Origin of the sequence: Chlamydia buteonis (assembly GCF_900634605.1) — a bacterium.
GTDB classification, from domain to species: domain Bacteria; phylum Chlamydiota; class Chlamydiia; order Chlamydiales; family Chlamydiaceae; genus Chlamydia; species Chlamydia buteonis.
The window spans coordinates 469,262-484,341 of sequence record NZ_CAAAFM010000001.1; the positions used below are offsets into that span (position 1 = coordinate 469,262).

Below are 15,080 nucleotides of genomic sequence, written 5' to 3' on the forward strand. Positions count from 1 at the left end.
AATGCTGTTTGGTATTTTGTCAAGTGGATGAGTAATCGTTTTCTTTATTAGCGAGGAAAATCTTCCAGGTTATACCGAAAGCAGAGCCGCTGCCTTTGTCTAAAAAAGGCCAGGGAGGCGTGAATAATTTCTAAGGACTAAATAAAGGACTAAAATACATGGCTCGATATTGTGGCCCTAAAAATAGAATAGCAAGGCGTTTTGGAGCGAATATTTTTGGAAGAAGCCGAAACCCTCTGCTCAAAAAGCCCCATCCTCCAGGTCAGCACGGTATGCAGAGAAAGAAAAAATCTGACTACGGTCTTCAACTTGAGGAAAAGCAAAAGCTAAAAGCTTGTTATGGCATGATCTTAGAAAAGCAACTAGTCAAAGCTTTCAAGGAAGTTGTAAATAAGCAGGGCAGCGTCACCAAGATGTTCTTAGAAAGATTTGAGTGCCGTCTCGACAACATGGTTTATCGTATGGGGTTTGCAAAAACTATTTTTGCGGCTCAGCAATTGGTTGCTCATGGTCATGTATTGGTGAATGGGAAAAAAGTAGATAGAAGATCTTTTTTCCTACGTCCTGGAATGCAGGTTTCTTTAAAAGAAAAATCAAGAAAGTTACAGTCGGTTAAAGAGTCTTTGGAAAATAAAGACGAAAGTTCTTTCCCTTCTTACATCTCCGTGGATAAAAGCAATTTTAAGGGCGAACTTTTAATTTCTCCAGAGCAAGATCAAATAGAGGCACAACTTCCTCTGCCTGTAGATATTTCTGTTGTTTGTGAGTTCCTATCTCATAGAACATAAAAGAAAGTTTCTTTCTTCCAAAAAGAGAGGCGTCAACTATTCTCTTATAGTTGGCGCTTTTAGTTTTTTATTTCTGAAAGCTTTTCAACTGCCGAATTTCCTTTGTCCATAAGTCTGGGCCTCCAGGAGTTTCTAAATATTTGGGGATCATCCGTGTTTGTTCGTGAGTCATAAGAAATTTAAAACTTTCCATCCCTATATCTCCTTCTCCAAGAGGCGCGTGACGATCTTTGTGTTTTCCTAGAGGAAACATGGAATCATTAAGATGAAAGGCTCTTAAATATGATAAGCCTATCGCATCATCAAAATTTTTGAGCACTTGCTTCCAAGACCCTGGAGAGGTAATATCATAACCAGCAGCAAAGATATGACAAGTATCTATGCAAACTCCTACCGGGATTTTATGCTTAAGTTTGTCTATGAGGTAACCAAGTTCTTCAAAAGTACTGCCGACAAGTGTACCTTGTCCCGCAGTAGTTTCAAAAAGAACAACAAGAGGCGGAGAGTCTTCGAATAGAGGCTCAACCAACGAAAAACTTGAAACAATCCTATCTAAGCAAGCTTCTTTAGTATCATTGACAGCTGCTCCTGGATGGAAGTTAACAAAGGTAATTCCTAAAGATAGACAATCTTGGATCTCTTGCTGTATGCAGATGCGGCTTTTTTCTAGGATTTCTGGATTAGGAGCCCCAGGATTAATTAAATAGCCAGCGTGGCTCATAATATAAGATAGAGAGGTCTCTTCAAGAGCTGTTTTGAATGAATTTATCAAACCATCAGTGAGAGGGCGTCTACGCCACTGTCTTTGATTGGCAGTAAACATTTGAACGGTCGAAGCCCCAATTTCATGCCCTTCGTAAATGGCGTTTTGAAGCCCTCCAGCGGTGGATGTATGCGCACCTAATAAAGGGACTTGGGGAGGCGGAGATACCTGCATTTTAATGCTCCAAAAATCTCTATCTGCTATGGATAAATTAAGTATTAAGGGAGTAAGACTTTTTAATGAATAAAAAAGACGGCCAGGGATCAGTAGCCAGCTCACTTTTTAATTTATTGTCAGGAACCTTTTTTAGTCGTGTAACAGGAATGTTACGCGAAATTGTTATGGCAGCGTATTTTGGAGCAGATCCTTTAGTGGCAGCTTTCTGGTTGGCCTTCAGAACGATTTTCTTTTTAAGAAAAATCCTCGGAGGACCCATTTTAGGACTAGCTTTTATTCCCCACTTTGAATTTCTAAGGGCACAAGATACAAGCCGTGCCGCATTTTTCTTTAAGAGCTTCTCACGATTTTTCTGTTATAATGCTTGTGCTTTCACATTAATTATAGAAATAGGCTTAGGGATATGGTTATATCATGTCCAAGGGAATCTTGCTGACGCCCTACTGTTAACTATGATTCTTCTGCCATCAGGGATCTTTTTGATGATGTATACGGTAAATTCTGCCTTACTTCATTGTGAGAAAAGGTTTCTCAGTGTTGGTTTAGCTCCTGCTGTTGTTAATGTGCTGTGGATCCTTACTGTATTTCTCGCAAGACATAGTGATCCAAGACAACGGATTATAGGACTATCTGTTGTCCTTGTTGTCGGGTTTGTTTTAGAGTGGTCTGTCACCCTACCTGGCGTGAATAAGTTTCTAGGGACAGCAACAACCCCGCCCAAGGAACGTGATAGTATAAAAGCTTTGATCGCACCATTGTCTTTGGGATTGCTTTCCATGGGTGTGTTTCAGATCAATCTTTTAACCGATATGTGTCTAGCACGCTATATAAATGAAGTCGGTCCGTTATACTTAATGTACTCAATACGCATCCAGCAATTGCCCGTACATTTGTTTGGTCTTGGAGTCTTTACTGTTCTCTTGCCTTCTATTTCTCGTTGTGTTCAAGAAGATAATAATGAAGAAGGCTACGAACTCATGAAGTTCGCTTTGAATCTGACTGTATCTGTGATGGTCATCATGACTTTAGGTTTGTTGCTTCTTGCTCTTCCTGGCGTGCGTGTGTTGTATGAACACGGTTTGTTCCCAACAAGTGCTGTGCACGCTATTGTGCAAGTGTTACGTGGCTATAGCGGTAGTATCATCCCTATGGCTCTAATACCGTTGATCTCTGTACTCTTTTATGCACGTCGTCATTACACCATACCCTTGGTCATAGGTATCTTTGCTGCTATAGCAAACATGGTGCTCAATGTAATTTTCGGTTGTTGGTTGATAAAACATGTTTCAGGTCTAGCCTACGCCACATCTCTTATTTCATGGGTTCAGTTATATTTCCTTTGGCAATGTGCATCAAAAAAACATCCCGCGTATTCGGGTTTAATGTGGATTACTTTTAAGCGTTCTATAAAGGTTGTTGGTGTCACTAGTTTAGCCTTCATAGTTACCCTAGGGACTAATATTCTTACGCATACTACTTATGTGGTTTTCCTTGAGCCCTACACACCACTAGCCTGGTCGTTGTCATCTTTTGTAGCGCAAAGTGCTGCTTTTTTCTCTGAAAGTGTCATTTTCTTGGCTTTTTTGTTTAGTTTTGCAAAACTGCTTCGGGTAGAAGATCTTGTAAACTTAACATCTTTTCAATATTGGAAAGGACACCGAAGCTCTTTGCATAGCTCTTCCGTTGTGCAAGATAGTCAAAATTAGCGAGTTGTTTCCTCCTTTCTCATTTGCAACTGTTTCGTTAGGGTTGTCCAAGTAACCATTTTTTCGATCTTCTTACATTGAATAATTAAATCGACGCTAAGGAAACTATGAAAAAATATATTTATCCATGGTTGGTGTGCTTGATCCTGTCGACAATAGTGTCTCAAGGGTTTGCAAATACACCTTCTAGTATGCAAAGAAAGAACAATTCTCAAACATTTATTAGTTTAGAAGATGTGAAGGCATATTTAGATACTCGAGGTTTCGTAGAAACAAGAAAACGAGGAGGAGTCTTAAGATTAGCCGGAGATGTGCGTGCTAAGTGGATCCATGCTAGGGAAGATATAAAAATACCTCCTACTCAACCAGATAAGTATAAGCCCTTACCAGTAAACCGCTATCGTAGCGAATTTAAACTTTATGTAGATTACAATGCTGATAAAACTTGGCTAACATCAGAAATGAGTTGGGCAGCAATTGCTGGTGGAGAATCTTCAGCAGCTGGTATGGACATAGATAGAGCATTCTTGGGTTATCGTTTCTACCGAGATACTGAAACTCGTACTGACATCTTCACAGAAGTGGGTCGTTCTTCTTTAGGCAGTATTTTTGAATCAGAAGTACAGTTTAATAGTAACTTTGATGGTCTCCATCTTTACGCAGCACGCCGCTTGAGCGAACGTTTCCCCTATAATGTGATTATTCACGGCGGACCTTTCGTGGTCAACATGGCTAAAAAACATTATGCCTGGGTTGTTGAAGGAATTGTTAATAAACTTCCAGGAAACTTTTCTGTAAAATGTAGCGTTATAGATTGGAACTCCTTCTCTCCTTCAGAAGCTCCTGATCCTGCAAAAACAGCAGCAGGACCGGTCGCTGCTAATCTGAAATATAAATACTGTGTCTGGCAATGGTTAGTAGGAAAGTACTCCGATTTACCTTGGTTCCACGGAAAGAAAAAACCTTTGTATGTTTACGGTGCTTATTTAACCAATACTCTAGCAAAAGCAACCGCAACAACTTTAAATGAAAAGCAAAACAAAGCTTGGTTCTTAGGAGGAACTCTCGGTAGACTAAGAAAAGCTGGGGATTGGTCAGCAACAATACGATACGAATATGTCGAAGCTTTAGCAGTTCCTGAAATCGATGTATCTGGTATCGGCCGAGGAAATCAGCTGAAGTATTGGTTTGCTCAAGCTATAGCTGGAAATTACGATCCTAAAGAAGCTAATGGATTTACGAATTATAAAGGTGCTTCTTACCTTTTTATGTACGGAATCACAGATTCTTTATCTTTCAGAGCTTATGGAGCTTATTCCAGACCTGCGGATAGCCGCTTGGGTAGTGACTTCACCTATAGGAAATTCGATCTTGGGTTAATTTCCGCATTTTAACCATATTTTAATAAAATCTTTAAAAATAGCTCATATCTAATTAAAAGATGTGGGCTTTTTTTTTATCTTTTATAATAAAGAAAAGATTTTATAAGTTTTTTTATTATGGTTAATCCTGTTGGTCCTATAGACGAATCCAAAAATATTGCTCCTGCAGATTTATCTACCTTAGGTATGCAGGCTAGCGCAGCAAACCGCAGCTCAGAAGCAGAATCGATATCCGGAGCTGACGGTAAAAATATACCATCTCAGCCTTCGGTAAGCACCCTGGGACGACTGAGTTTTTTATCTTCAGCAAAAAATGCTTTGGTAAACTTTTTTAATAAGATTTCTGCTCTGTTCACAGGAAAGTCTGTTCCTCAGAGTTTTGAAGAGGCCAAGACTCAGGCAACGAATGCTCAGAATGCTCTAAAAGCAGCGACAACCTATGATCAGTTTAAAACAGCGCTACAACAACTCCAAGACGCTGTCAAGTACATGGACCAACTTGCTTCTACTGATGAACAAAGAACTGAGGTGGCAACATTAAAAACAGCGCTAGCAGAGCAACAGACTGTTATTGATACAATCAATAAGCTCGGAGGGATTCTTGAAGAAAACCAAAAGCTTTTGGATGCAATAAAGACTACTTCATCTATCGATCAGGTTACAGGAGCTGCTGGGCAAGTAGAAGTTAACAAAGCCGCTGCGGCAGCTCTTATTGAAGAGTTGAAGAAATTAGGCGTTACAGGAGATAACTACCCTGTGATAAGCGATACTGAAGCTAAAATTAACACATCTTCAACAGAAATCACTAAATTAGCGGAAGCTATAATGGGTGCCTATAGCGCTGGGAAAAATAGTACCGCTGCTGTTGGTCAAGCCCAAGCAAATAATAGTCCTGCAAATATAGAAGCTTGTAAGCAAAAAATTGCAGAGGCGCAGGCAGCTATAGATGCAGCTCTTGCTTTAGCTCCGAATTCACCGATAGTTAAAGCTGCTCAGAAAGAACAACAAAAGGCTGCAGCAGACATTGAAAAAGTTAAACCGAGTGGTGGTAGTGATGTTCCTATCGGTGGACCTGGAGCTCCTAGTAGTGTGGGAACTTCTCAGAACCGCGGTGTTACTTTAGGGGAAGTTAGGATATCAATGTTACTTGCTGATGTTGATAATGAGACGGCAGCGATAATCATGAAAGGTTTTAGAAACATGATTGACAACTTCCATGCTCAGCATCCTGATTTTACAGCACCGTTGGAAGAAGTTCTGGCTCAAGTAACAGATTTAACAACTCAGGTAAATCCTGCAGATGCAGAAGCTACAACCCAACTACAAGAAATACAACAAGCTTTACAGGAAGCTCTTCAAGGTATTTCAGGCCAAGACGGTTTGACGAATGCTTTAGGCGCTATAACAACAGCGGCTTCGATTTCTACAGGAACTCCTATAGCATCTGCAAATCAGGGTGGATCGGCTGTAAAGCAGCTTTACAAAACAGGGTCGGCATCCGCTAGTTCTAAATCTTATGCGGATTCATTATCTGCTGGTTACGGAGCCTATCAGTCTCTAAATGATGTGTATTCACGCAGTGGCGCTGCTAACCGTGAGGTTTTAAATCGTACTGCTACACCAGCGTTAACCCAAACAGTATCTAGAACAGAAACACAACCTCGTGGTAATGACACTGCAGCGCAACGTTTTGCAAGAACTATAGCTGGTAATAGCCATACTCTTGGGGACGTTTATGCTTCCGTAAGTGCACTACAAACCGCACTAGGTGTGTTACAAAGTAATCCTCAAGCTAATGAAGAGGAGATCAAACAAAAGCTTACATCTGCTATTACAAAGGCTCCGCAATCGGGTTATCCTTATGTCCAGCTTTCGAATGATGCAACGCAGAAGTTTATCGCAAAACTAGAAGATGAATTTACAAGGGGATCTAAAAGACTTGCTGAAGCAAAAGAAGCTGCATTTGAAAAACAATCTCTGTTTATCCAGCAGGTATTAGTCAACATAGCTTCTCTATTCTCCGGATACTTACAGTAAAATTAAGTATTTCCTAAGAACGTTTCTTTCTGCGAACACCTGTTCTATCTTGTTTGGAACAGGTTTTTTTAGGCTTAGATTTAACCAAAAGAAGTCTTTTAATTTCGTTGTGAGAAGGGTGGGGAGATTTTTAAAAACAGGGTATACAAAAAGAAGTAGGGTACCTCCTTACGAAGTTCCCTACTACAATAAGTTATCTAATTAGGGTAGATTTCACCTACGAGCTTGGAAAGGATTTGGTTTAGCACTTGCATCGATGTCGACACTAATGTCCATTCTTGTTGTACGTTAGTCATCTGATTTTGCAAGTTTAACTGCTGCGTTTGACCTTGAGTAGTATAGTTTTGTTGGTCAGATTGAATTTGGGTGAATAAAGGCCCTAATCCTCCGGTAGGTGAGCTGTGAGGGAAGCCATTAGAAATAAATCCCTCTAAGGCAGCTAGAGTTGGGATCCAATCTTTAGGGCCCGTAATTTTAAAAACGGTTTTTTTGTATGCATCACCTTTTTTCTCAGGTGTAATTTGAAGATTTGATAAGAGGGCGTTCAAAACATTAAGTTGATTAAAGGTAATGGATAGTAAGTACATGTAGTTTGAGGTTGCATCAAGCATCTCCGATTGTTGAGATGAAGAAATTCCAGGGAGTTTTTTGATTTTATCAAGTAAACTATTCACAAATGCTTGAGCTCGGCGACAACGATCTGTATCACGAGCAATATATTCTTTTTCCCTAGATAAGGCTAAGCAAGTTTCAAAATAGTCGCCGGAGAATAGATCCTTACCTTCTTTACTTTGAATGAGATATGAGGAAAGGTTGTAATAAACAGAACTTGTAGAAAAGTGATTCGTGATTTTTAAGAGATCATTAATAGCATTTGCAGCAAGGTTATTAAAATTAATCTCTTCGATTAAAGGGTTTAAAAAAGCAGACTGCTTTGGTAATTGAGAGTGTAATATGAGATAAATAAAGGCAGAACCCAAGCTCTCAGAATTTAACCAACTTTCAACAGCTACTTTGCGTTCGTCAGTGAAACTCGCGTCTGCAGGGTTTAAATCAGTGTATTGTTTGTCTAAAGCTGCAATTTGTTGTTGGAGTTGTGTCATATGGGCATCGGCTGCTGTTTTAAAGTTTTGTAATACTGTAGCCGCTTGCTCAGAGAAGCCATTTGTACTAGTAGTATCGGGTTTTAATTCTTGCTGAACAAAAGCATCAAATTTTGGAATTTGATAACTACCATTAGCTTGAATATAGTTAGATAATGAATTGGCTATGGTTTTAATTTGTTGACTAACTTCCGAATAAAAAGGATTTTTTTTAATAGCGTCGGCTTTATTTTGTAGGACTGTTTTTACTGTTACTTCACTAGTTACAGCATTATTTAAAGTGTATTCTGAAATTGCTTGAAATGAGTCTATCTTTGCAATAAATTTAGTAACGTTGGTTCCGTTACCTATAGTAAGGTTGAGATAGTTAGGAATATGGGTGTTAAAAATCTGTTTTTCGTCATCTTTTAAATTTGCCTGCATTTGGGATAGACTATTCAGACCCGCGCTAGCTTCCATGGCTCCTGTTATAATTTCAGAGGTGTATTCTTTGGCTCCAGAAATGGTTTTAGCTCCATTTACCCAGGATGTAAAGCAGCTTACCGCTTGTTGAAATGTTGCTAATTGATTTTCTAAAGTCTGTTTTTCATTTTCTATGTCAGAACGAACTGAAGTCAGATTTTGTACAGCAGCTTGATATGCGGCTGTAATGTTCTCCCGGTATATAGCAGCATCCCTAGGTTTTAAATACATATCGAGAGTTGTTTTACTAGGAAGTTGCGATGCCGTATAAATAACTTGTAAATCCTCTTCTGTTAATGATTCTTTAGAGAGATAACCACTAAGAGTTAGTTGGGTTTTAATTACTTCTTCTTCCCCTCCAAGGGCAGGCTCTTTATTAACAGCATCTGTGAGACCGTTAAAAATAGCATGCAGCATTACCATTCCATTAACGCTATTAACATTATCTTTATTAGGCTTAGGGACTGATACTGCCAGAGCTTTTATATCATTCATCATTTTGGAGGTTGCTCCACCAATGGTGGACCGGTAGGTCATGAGTTGCTTCTTGACGTGAGCATCAAAAAAGTCGGATGTAAATTTATCCTCATATTCTTTAAGAGCTTTCTGAATTTCTTCTTGTGTTGCTCCTGCAGATGTAAGTTTTTCTGATAGTATGTCTTGTCCTTTCTTAATTTCCGAGGCTTGTTCTTTTTTGATTTGGGCCAGGATATCTTTCTTCTGAGGTTGATAGCAATTATTAAACACCTTTTGTTGCTCTTCCTGGCTTAGACTGGGTTTATCTTTTAGAGGTTTGATTAATACGATAGCTAGAATAACCGAAGGCATCTGTTCTAAATGAACATCGGGAGTAGAATCTATGAAAGTTTGTAAGCCATCAAGAATGAGAGGGACAAGAGCCGAAGCTGTTGTTCCTTGAATACCGGCAATGGTTTCTTCAGTGTTTTTGGCTGAACCTCTAGCGTTTACTGAACGAGGTTTAGGTGCTATAGGAGGAGAGGGGAATATGGTGTTGTTAGGATTTAACAACATAGAAGCCTGGATATTCCCTGCTTCTATAATCGATGCTAAACGTTTTAAGGCGTACAATCCAGAATTTAATGTTTCTATGTCTATAGCTGGCTGAGCTTTAGGATTAAAATTAGAAAACTTATGGTTCAATTTAATATTAAATAAACCATCACCTGAAACTGTTTTAGGTCTGTTTTGTATATAAAAAGAAGACATAGAAATTATTTGTATAATTTTTCTTTTATTTTCTTATTTTAAAAACTTTTTTTCTATTCTGCTTTTTGATTCAATTTTTTTATTTTTCTTATAGTCTTGTTGTTTTTGTTTTTAAGAAAAACTATTTATTTTTGATTAATTATAAAAATAGTTTTCATGTTAATTTTATTAAAAATAAAAGTTAACAAGACTATTCTCCGTATGGATATCATCAATAGTTACTCTATTTCAGCAAATTATAAAAAACTGCCAATAATACCTTGTTCAGAGTCAATACAAAAACGCTACCAGTTATTGGAAAGTATTTTTCATTACGAAAAGACTGAGTTTGAGCGTTATGTAGTCCAGAGATTGATCTGTATTTTAGATCAGAAAGCTGATGAAAAGTACAGGCAGTTAATAGACAAACTGCATAAGTTTGAAATAGAAGACCGCGTGATCAACAAGGAGAGTAGAGCTCCAGCTGTTCATCGTACACCCTTGTCAGATTTACATGCGTCGATTGCGGTGGTGGCTACTACTTCTACTGAAGTAGAAAGTGGTAACTTATCCACAGAAGATCCTTTCTATAATGCTACTAAACAACAGTGGGCCCAGAACTTATTAAAAAAAGTCCAAAATGTAGTTAATAAGATTGTGGGAACTGCAACTGCACTTGCTGGTAAGTCAACCCTAATTCCAAGAGATGGGGCTGTGACATCTTCAATTGAAAAGGTTGAAAGAACATTAGAGGAACAATCCCAAACAGAATTAGATAAAGCAGCTCTTTTGAAAATCCAAACAGAGGTTAATCGTTTGGTTAACCTTGGTACAAATTTAACAAACGCTGATTTTGAATCACTATATAGCTTACCGAAGCAGATTTTCGATACAGTTCAAACATCTACTCTTTTTACAGGTGGTCAGAAGACAGGTTTTATAAACGATCTCTCAACACAATATGGCAATGCAGATCAATTAGCTCAAATTTTTGCAGATGGTCGTATTGAGGGATTAAAAGATGTTCTTAATGTAGTTAAAGGGAAGTTAACAGAAGAAGAGTACAGCATTTTCTTAGAAATACAAAAAGAATTAGAAAGTCTGCAAACGTCAGTACAAACCTATGATCAAGAAAAATTTGATCGCATCGATCTAATAGGAGACCAATTAGCAGACACAATTAATGTATCTGCTTTATCGAGAAACGATAAAATCGATTTATGTGCGCAGATCTCCTATTTATATAAAGATCAAGTAGCTGCTGTAGATTCTTTTGATGTTGTTGTTGAGGCAACCATTTTCGTAAACAGTCACCAAGAGGCTATTTTTGATCAGATATCTAGTTTAGTAACCTCCTTAATGGGGGTATTTGCTCCTATCAACTTAGGACAAGTAACTACGGAGATTAGTAGTGCTGCCATTGCTGGAGCATTGCAAACTGTCCGTGCAATTAATTCTAGGTTTAATGATTTAACAGATGCACAACAAAAATTAGTAAATGATGCTTTTAACAAACTATCAGAGTTCAAAGCTCCTAAGTATATAGGTGCTATATGGGCGTATTTTGTGGCTTCAACCGTATTGGCTACTAATACAACTGCATCGATGGTTGACGTTGGTAATGTAATAAAAGAAGCAGCAAAAGAAATGGATGGTTCTAAGCTTGGTATAACCGCTTCTATTAAGGAAACAATGGGGAGCATTGTTGATGCACAAGGGCAGTTTAAACCGGGTAATACTGTTAATGGTGTAGAAGAAAGTTATACGATTTATTCACAACAACAAGGCAGCTCTAAAGTAACTATTAATCCGCTTCTTTTAAATCGTGGGAGTATAGGATTTTTACCTCAAATAACAAGTACCGCAAACAAGAATGCAGAAAATACGGCTCGAGCTTATTTCCAATTTAAAGGATTGGCTGGAGTACAAATAGCACAACTTCAATCTAAGGTAGAGGAGTCGCAGGGTCAACTCAAGAATTATCAAGCTCTAAAGGCAGAGCTATATAAGGATCAATTATATGCTCAATCTAATGAGCTGCAAGCTATGGCATTACCGTCAGCGGTAGCTTCGGTGTTAATTGATCGCTATATGCCCAAAGAAGTCGATTTTTTAAATGGTATTTACGATCAGCTTTACTATAGTAACCTTGGATCATCTGTTGGAAACGCCATGATCGATGCTATTTCGGAATATGTTAATGCTGCTACGTATTTCAATTTTGCAAGTTATGTAGGTCAGCAGCCTGCTGTAGGAGAGAAAGGTAAAGACGTATTTCCTGGAACTGCGGATAGCGCTAGAAATAAATTAGAAACGGAACGACAAAAGGCAGCCGCCTATCTTAAAAGTACGCAAGATGCAGAGACAGTACTGGAAGAACAGGTAAAAAAAGTTACCGAAGATCCCAAAATTTCCAACGAGCAACGTACACGCATAATCGATTCTTTAAATAACTATAGAGATAATTTAAATGCCATATCAGGATCTTTAGTGTTATTGCAAAACTATCTAGCGCCTTTAAGTGTAAGCGAAGGTAGTGTTGCAGGAACTTTTCAAGTTACAGGTGGAGAAGAACAGTGGCAAGCACGACTGGAGATTTTAGAAGATGCGTTAGTATCCGGGTTATCGGGCAATGCCATCAGTGGGGGAATGTTCCCACTACAAGCTACTATACAATCAGACCAGCAATCTTATGCAGACATGGGACAAAACTACCAGCTAGATTTACAGATGCACCTAACGTCTATGCAGCAAGAGTGGACTGTTGTAGCAACGTCTTTACAGGTGTTAAATCAGATGTATCTGAGTTTAGCAAGAAGTTTAATGGGCTAGAGGCTTGTTTAAAATTATAAGATTTTTCTTATAGACAACCGGTGTTTGGCATGATTTTCGCTCCTTATTTTCTTGTGAAAGCAAGAAATAGAAGGAGGGGAGTTATGGCCACGCCACATATTCAACAAGAATTAGCTCGTTTAGAATTCATTAATGATCAGCTACGTACAGAGCTAGAATATGTCAACACGCTGTTGTGTGATATAGGATTCCCTGAAGGATTAACTACTATCAAAGCTATAGCAAAAGAAGTGCTTACAGATGATGATTTATTAGATTAATAAGAGAATGAATCTCCAAGGTAGTGTTGCTTTACCATAGGGTTGGCTATCATTTGTGAGGAAGAACCTTCGAAGAAGATCTTTCCGTCAATAATTAGATAGCACCGATCAGCTATGGAAAGTAATTCTTTAGCGTTATGGTCTGTAATAAGAATGCCAATACCTCGACTAGAAAGAATTTTGATTAGGTATTTTACATTTTGAATAACGAGAGGATCGACGTTTGCAAATGGCTCGTCAAGTAAAAGAACACTAGGATTTAAAGCTAATACGCAGGCGATTTCTAATCTCCGTCGTTCTCCCCCAGATAGTGTTCCGGCTTTTTTGTTAATGCACGAGGCTAGTTGCAGATCATCTATCAATATATCTAGAAGATGGGATTGTTGTTTTCTTGCTTTATAGATAATTTCTAGAATGCAAATTAAGTTTTCTTTTACTGTCAGCTCCTTAAATACCGTGGGCTCTTGAGCTAGATAACCAATCCCTAATCTTGCTCGATAGTCCATAGTCCTTTTAGTCACATCCGTATTTTTGAATATGATCTTCCCAGAATCGGGACGGATTAAACCTACAGTAAGATAAAATGCAGTTGTTTTTCCTGCGCCATTAGGACCTAGTAGACCAACCACTTCCCCAGCATTTACTTCAAAAGAGACGTCATTAGTGACTGGCTTTTTGTTATACTTTTTTACTAAATTACAGACGGAAAGTATCGGCATAACAAACTCATTTTCTCAATAAAGATAGGGACAAAGTTTTCATGCCTCCTACAGCGCGTTCTTCAGGAGCATTGGGATCAGGATGGATAGGATCTACATGAAAGCGACAATCATAAATATTTAAAGAGCAGTCTTGGTAATTTAACAGACCGCCGTTGCCCTGAAATGTCATAAGTTTATCTAAATCTTGCGTATGGATATGCCCTGAAAGTTTAGACAGAGCTTCTTTACAGGCATAATTTGCATCAGAGAAATGCAATTCCATACAAGATTTATCTACGTGGCAGTTAAAAAACTGCCGCTCAGGAGAAGTTATCTGTTTGTGTATCCCCAGTTTTTTTATCTTTAGAAAAGGAGGAGCCTTTTCAAAATGTTTATTCATGCAAGAGACATCGCAAATGCTATCTACTTTGATTATAGCAATTATTGTTGTGCAGGCAATGCCGAATATCCCTAACGAGCAGAACAAGCCATAGAACAAAAATTTGGTCATACTGAAGCCATCTCAAATGAACGCACACATTTATACAGCTGACTCCATATCGGAAGGAGAACTTCAAAAGATTTTAAGGATAACATAGAAGCCGCATCACTTTTTGCTATAGAAGGGTTAGTATGTGTCTCTATGAATAAACCATGCGCTCCTGCAGCTAGTGCAGCTCGTGTTAATGTCGGTATAAACTCTGTTTGCCCACCGCTATGGGTTTTTAACCCTCCAGGAAGCTGTACAGAATGAGTCCCATCAAAAACTACGGGGAAGCCCATCCTTGAGAGAACAGCAATAGAACGCATATCTGAAACAAGATTATTGTAACCAAAAGAGCAGCCTCGTTCGGTTAAAATAATCTTGGAATTTCCGGTAGAAAGGACTTTGTCTACAGGGCCTTGCATATCCCAGGGAGAGAGAAATTGCCCTTTTTTAATGTTAATAATAGCATTTGTTTTAGCAGCAGCAACGAGAAGATCTGTTTGGCGGCATAGAAATGCAGGGATTTGAAGAATATCACAAACCTCTGCTGCTGCACGTGCTTCTTCTGGTGAGTGCACATCAGTAAGGATTTCTATGCCAAAAGTTTGTTTAACTTTGGATAAGATTCTCAACCCCTCTTTTAATCCGGGACCACGATAAGAATTTATAGAAGAACGATTTGCTTTGTCGTAGCTACTTTTGAAAATCCAGTGTATGTGATCGGTATAGGGAGCTACTATTTCTTGGATTTTTGAGGCGATTTCTAACGTAGTTTCTTCTTCCTCTATTACACAAGGTCCAGCTATCAGGATCATCTTATCTGAGAACATCGTACGCGCTCTTTTTCTTTCGGTTAAAAAGCCACTATAGAGGTTTATTTTAAACAAGTCTACTCACGATTTTAAGGACAGAAAGCTCTTCGAGGAACACAAGGGAATAGAAGGGCCGAGTCTTAAATTGACTTTTTTAGATATAGATTTATACTATAGCTTGAATTGTCCCTTTACCTAGGCTGAGGTCAGTGTCTTTGGCCAAGGTTTTGCGTTTCTCAATAGATCTGGACCGATAGCTCAGTGGATAGAGCATTCGCCTTCTAAGCGAATGGTCGCAGGTTCGAATCCTGCTCGGTCCGAACTTCCTAAAGTTAGAAGCTGT

General features: G+C 38.6%; 11 protein-coding genes and 1 tRNA gene. 7 read left to right on the forward strand and 5 right to left on the reverse strand.

The annotated features are described in order from the left end of the window. The first annotated feature begins 158 nt into the window (after positions 1-158). Positions 159-788 (forward strand): 30S ribosomal protein S4, encoded by a 630-nt coding sequence (rpsD, locus tag E1N70_RS02035; protein ID WP_131743907.1) that lies wholly within the window; start codon positions 159-161, stop codon positions 786-788. Positions 789-855: 67 nt separating this feature from the next. Here rpsD and E1N70_RS02040 read toward each other — a convergent pair whose 3' ends face one another. Next, positions 856-1,725, reverse strand: a complete 870-nt coding sequence (locus tag E1N70_RS02040; protein ID WP_131743908.1) for a deoxyribonuclease IV — start codon at positions 1,723-1,725, stop codon at positions 856-858. A 65-nt stretch (positions 1,726-1,790) separates the two neighbouring features. On the opposite strand from E1N70_RS02040, the gene E1N70_RS02045 reads away from it, so the two are divergent. From E1N70_RS02045 to E1N70_RS02055, 3 genes are all read left to right on the forward strand, one after another. Beyond that, the gene (locus E1N70_RS02045; RefSeq protein WP_131743909.1) at positions 1,791-3,434 is read left to right on the forward strand and encodes a lipid II flippase MurJ; all 1,644 of its coding nucleotides are present in this window, start codon (positions 1,791-1,793) and stop codon (positions 3,432-3,434) included. Positions 3,435-3,541: 107 nt separating this feature from the next. Further along, positions 3,542-4,828, forward strand: a complete 1,287-nt coding sequence (locus tag E1N70_RS02050; protein ID WP_131743910.1) for a hypothetical protein — start codon at positions 3,542-3,544, stop codon at positions 4,826-4,828. A gap of 105 nt (positions 4,829-4,933) precedes the next feature. Then, positions 4,934-6,853: a cell surface protein gene (locus tag E1N70_RS02055; RefSeq protein WP_131743911.1), complete on the forward strand. Its 1,920-nt coding sequence runs from the start codon at positions 4,934-4,936 to the stop codon at positions 6,851-6,853. A 197-nt stretch (positions 6,854-7,050) separates the two neighbouring features. On the opposite strand, the gene E1N70_RS02060 is transcribed toward E1N70_RS02055, so the two are convergent. Continuing rightward, a complete protein-coding gene (locus tag E1N70_RS02060) occupies positions 7,051-9,645 on the reverse strand; it encodes a CT620/CT621 family type III secretion system effector (RefSeq protein WP_131743912.1) in 2,595 nt (864 codons plus the stop codon). Between the two features lie 201 nt (positions 9,646-9,846). On the opposite strand from E1N70_RS02060, the gene E1N70_RS02070 reads away from it, so the two are divergent. Both E1N70_RS02070 and E1N70_RS02075 read left to right on the forward strand, forming a co-directional pair. Beyond that, positions 9,847-12,456, forward strand: a complete 2,610-nt coding sequence (locus E1N70_RS02070; protein WP_208638301.1) for a CT620/CT621 family type III secretion system effector — start codon at positions 9,847-9,849, stop codon at positions 12,454-12,456. A gap of 104 nt (positions 12,457-12,560) precedes the next feature. Next, on the forward strand, positions 12,561-12,737 hold the full coding sequence (locus tag E1N70_RS02075) for a hypothetical protein (protein WP_014944649.1): 177 nt from the start codon (positions 12,561-12,563) through the stop codon (positions 12,735-12,737). On the opposite strand, the gene lptB is transcribed toward E1N70_RS02075, so the two are convergent. From lptB to kdsA, 3 genes are read right to left on the reverse strand one after another with little or no spacing between them, the layout of a single operon-like run. Then, the gene (lptB, locus tag E1N70_RS02080) at positions 12,734-13,456 is read right to left on the reverse strand and encodes an LPS export ABC transporter ATP-binding protein (protein WP_131743915.1); all 723 of its coding nucleotides are present in this window, start codon (positions 13,454-13,456) and stop codon (positions 12,734-12,736) included. The genes E1N70_RS02075 and lptB overlap by 4 nt on opposite strands. A 7-nt stretch (positions 13,457-13,463) precedes the next feature. After that, a complete protein-coding gene (locus E1N70_RS02085; RefSeq protein WP_131743916.1) occupies positions 13,464-13,949 on the reverse strand; it encodes a DUF1137 domain-containing protein in 486 nt (161 codons plus the stop codon). Continuing rightward, positions 13,946-14,755 carry a 3-deoxy-8-phosphooctulonate synthase gene (kdsA, locus tag E1N70_RS02090; RefSeq protein WP_131743917.1) on the reverse strand — a complete coding sequence of 270 codons (810 nt, stop codon included), beginning with the start codon at positions 14,753-14,755 and terminating at the stop codon, positions 13,946-13,948. The genes E1N70_RS02085 and kdsA overlap by 4 nt, the downstream gene beginning before the upstream one ends. A 229-nt stretch (positions 14,756-14,984) precedes the next feature. On the opposite strand from kdsA, the gene E1N70_RS02095 reads away from it, so the two are divergent. Continuing rightward, positions 14,985-15,057, forward strand: a tRNA-Arg gene (locus E1N70_RS02095). The last annotated feature ends 23 nt before the right edge of the window (positions 15,058-15,080 follow it).

Coding starts and splice junctions, on each gene's coding strand:
- E1N70_RS02060 (WP_131743912.1), bottom strand. CDS start 9,645: ATGTCTTCTTTTTATATACAAAACAGACCTAAAACAGTTTCAGGTGAT.
- E1N70_RS02075 (WP_014944649.1), top strand. CDS start 12,561: ATGGCCACGCCACATATTCAACAAGAATTAGCTCGTTTAGAATTCATT.
- E1N70_RS02045 (WP_131743909.1), top strand. CDS start 1,791: ATGAATAAAAAAGACGGCCAGGGATCAGTAGCCAGCTCACTTTTTAAT.
- rpsD (WP_131743907.1), top strand. CDS start 159: ATGGCTCGATATTGTGGCCCTAAAAATAGAATAGCAAGGCGTTTTGGA.
- E1N70_RS02085 (WP_131743916.1), bottom strand. CDS start 13,949: ATGACCAAATTTTTGTTCTATGGCTTGTTCTGCTCGTTAGGGATATTC.
- kdsA (WP_131743917.1), bottom strand. CDS start 14,755: ATGTTCTCAGATAAGATGATCCTGATAGCTGGACCTTGTGTAATAGAG.
- lptB (WP_131743915.1), bottom strand. CDS start 13,456: ATGCCGATACTTTCCGTCTGTAATTTAGTAAAAAAGTATAACAAAAAG.
- E1N70_RS02040 (WP_131743908.1), bottom strand. CDS start 1,725: ATGCAGGTATCTCCGCCTCCCCAAGTCCCTTTATTAGGTGCGCATACA.
- E1N70_RS02050 (WP_131743910.1), top strand. CDS start 3,542: ATGAAAAAATATATTTATCCATGGTTGGTGTGCTTGATCCTGTCGACA.
- E1N70_RS02055 (WP_131743911.1), top strand. CDS start 4,934: ATGGTTAATCCTGTTGGTCCTATAGACGAATCCAAAAATATTGCTCCT.
- E1N70_RS02070 (WP_208638301.1), top strand. CDS start 9,847: ATGGATATCATCAATAGTTACTCTATTTCAGCAAATTATAAAAAACTG.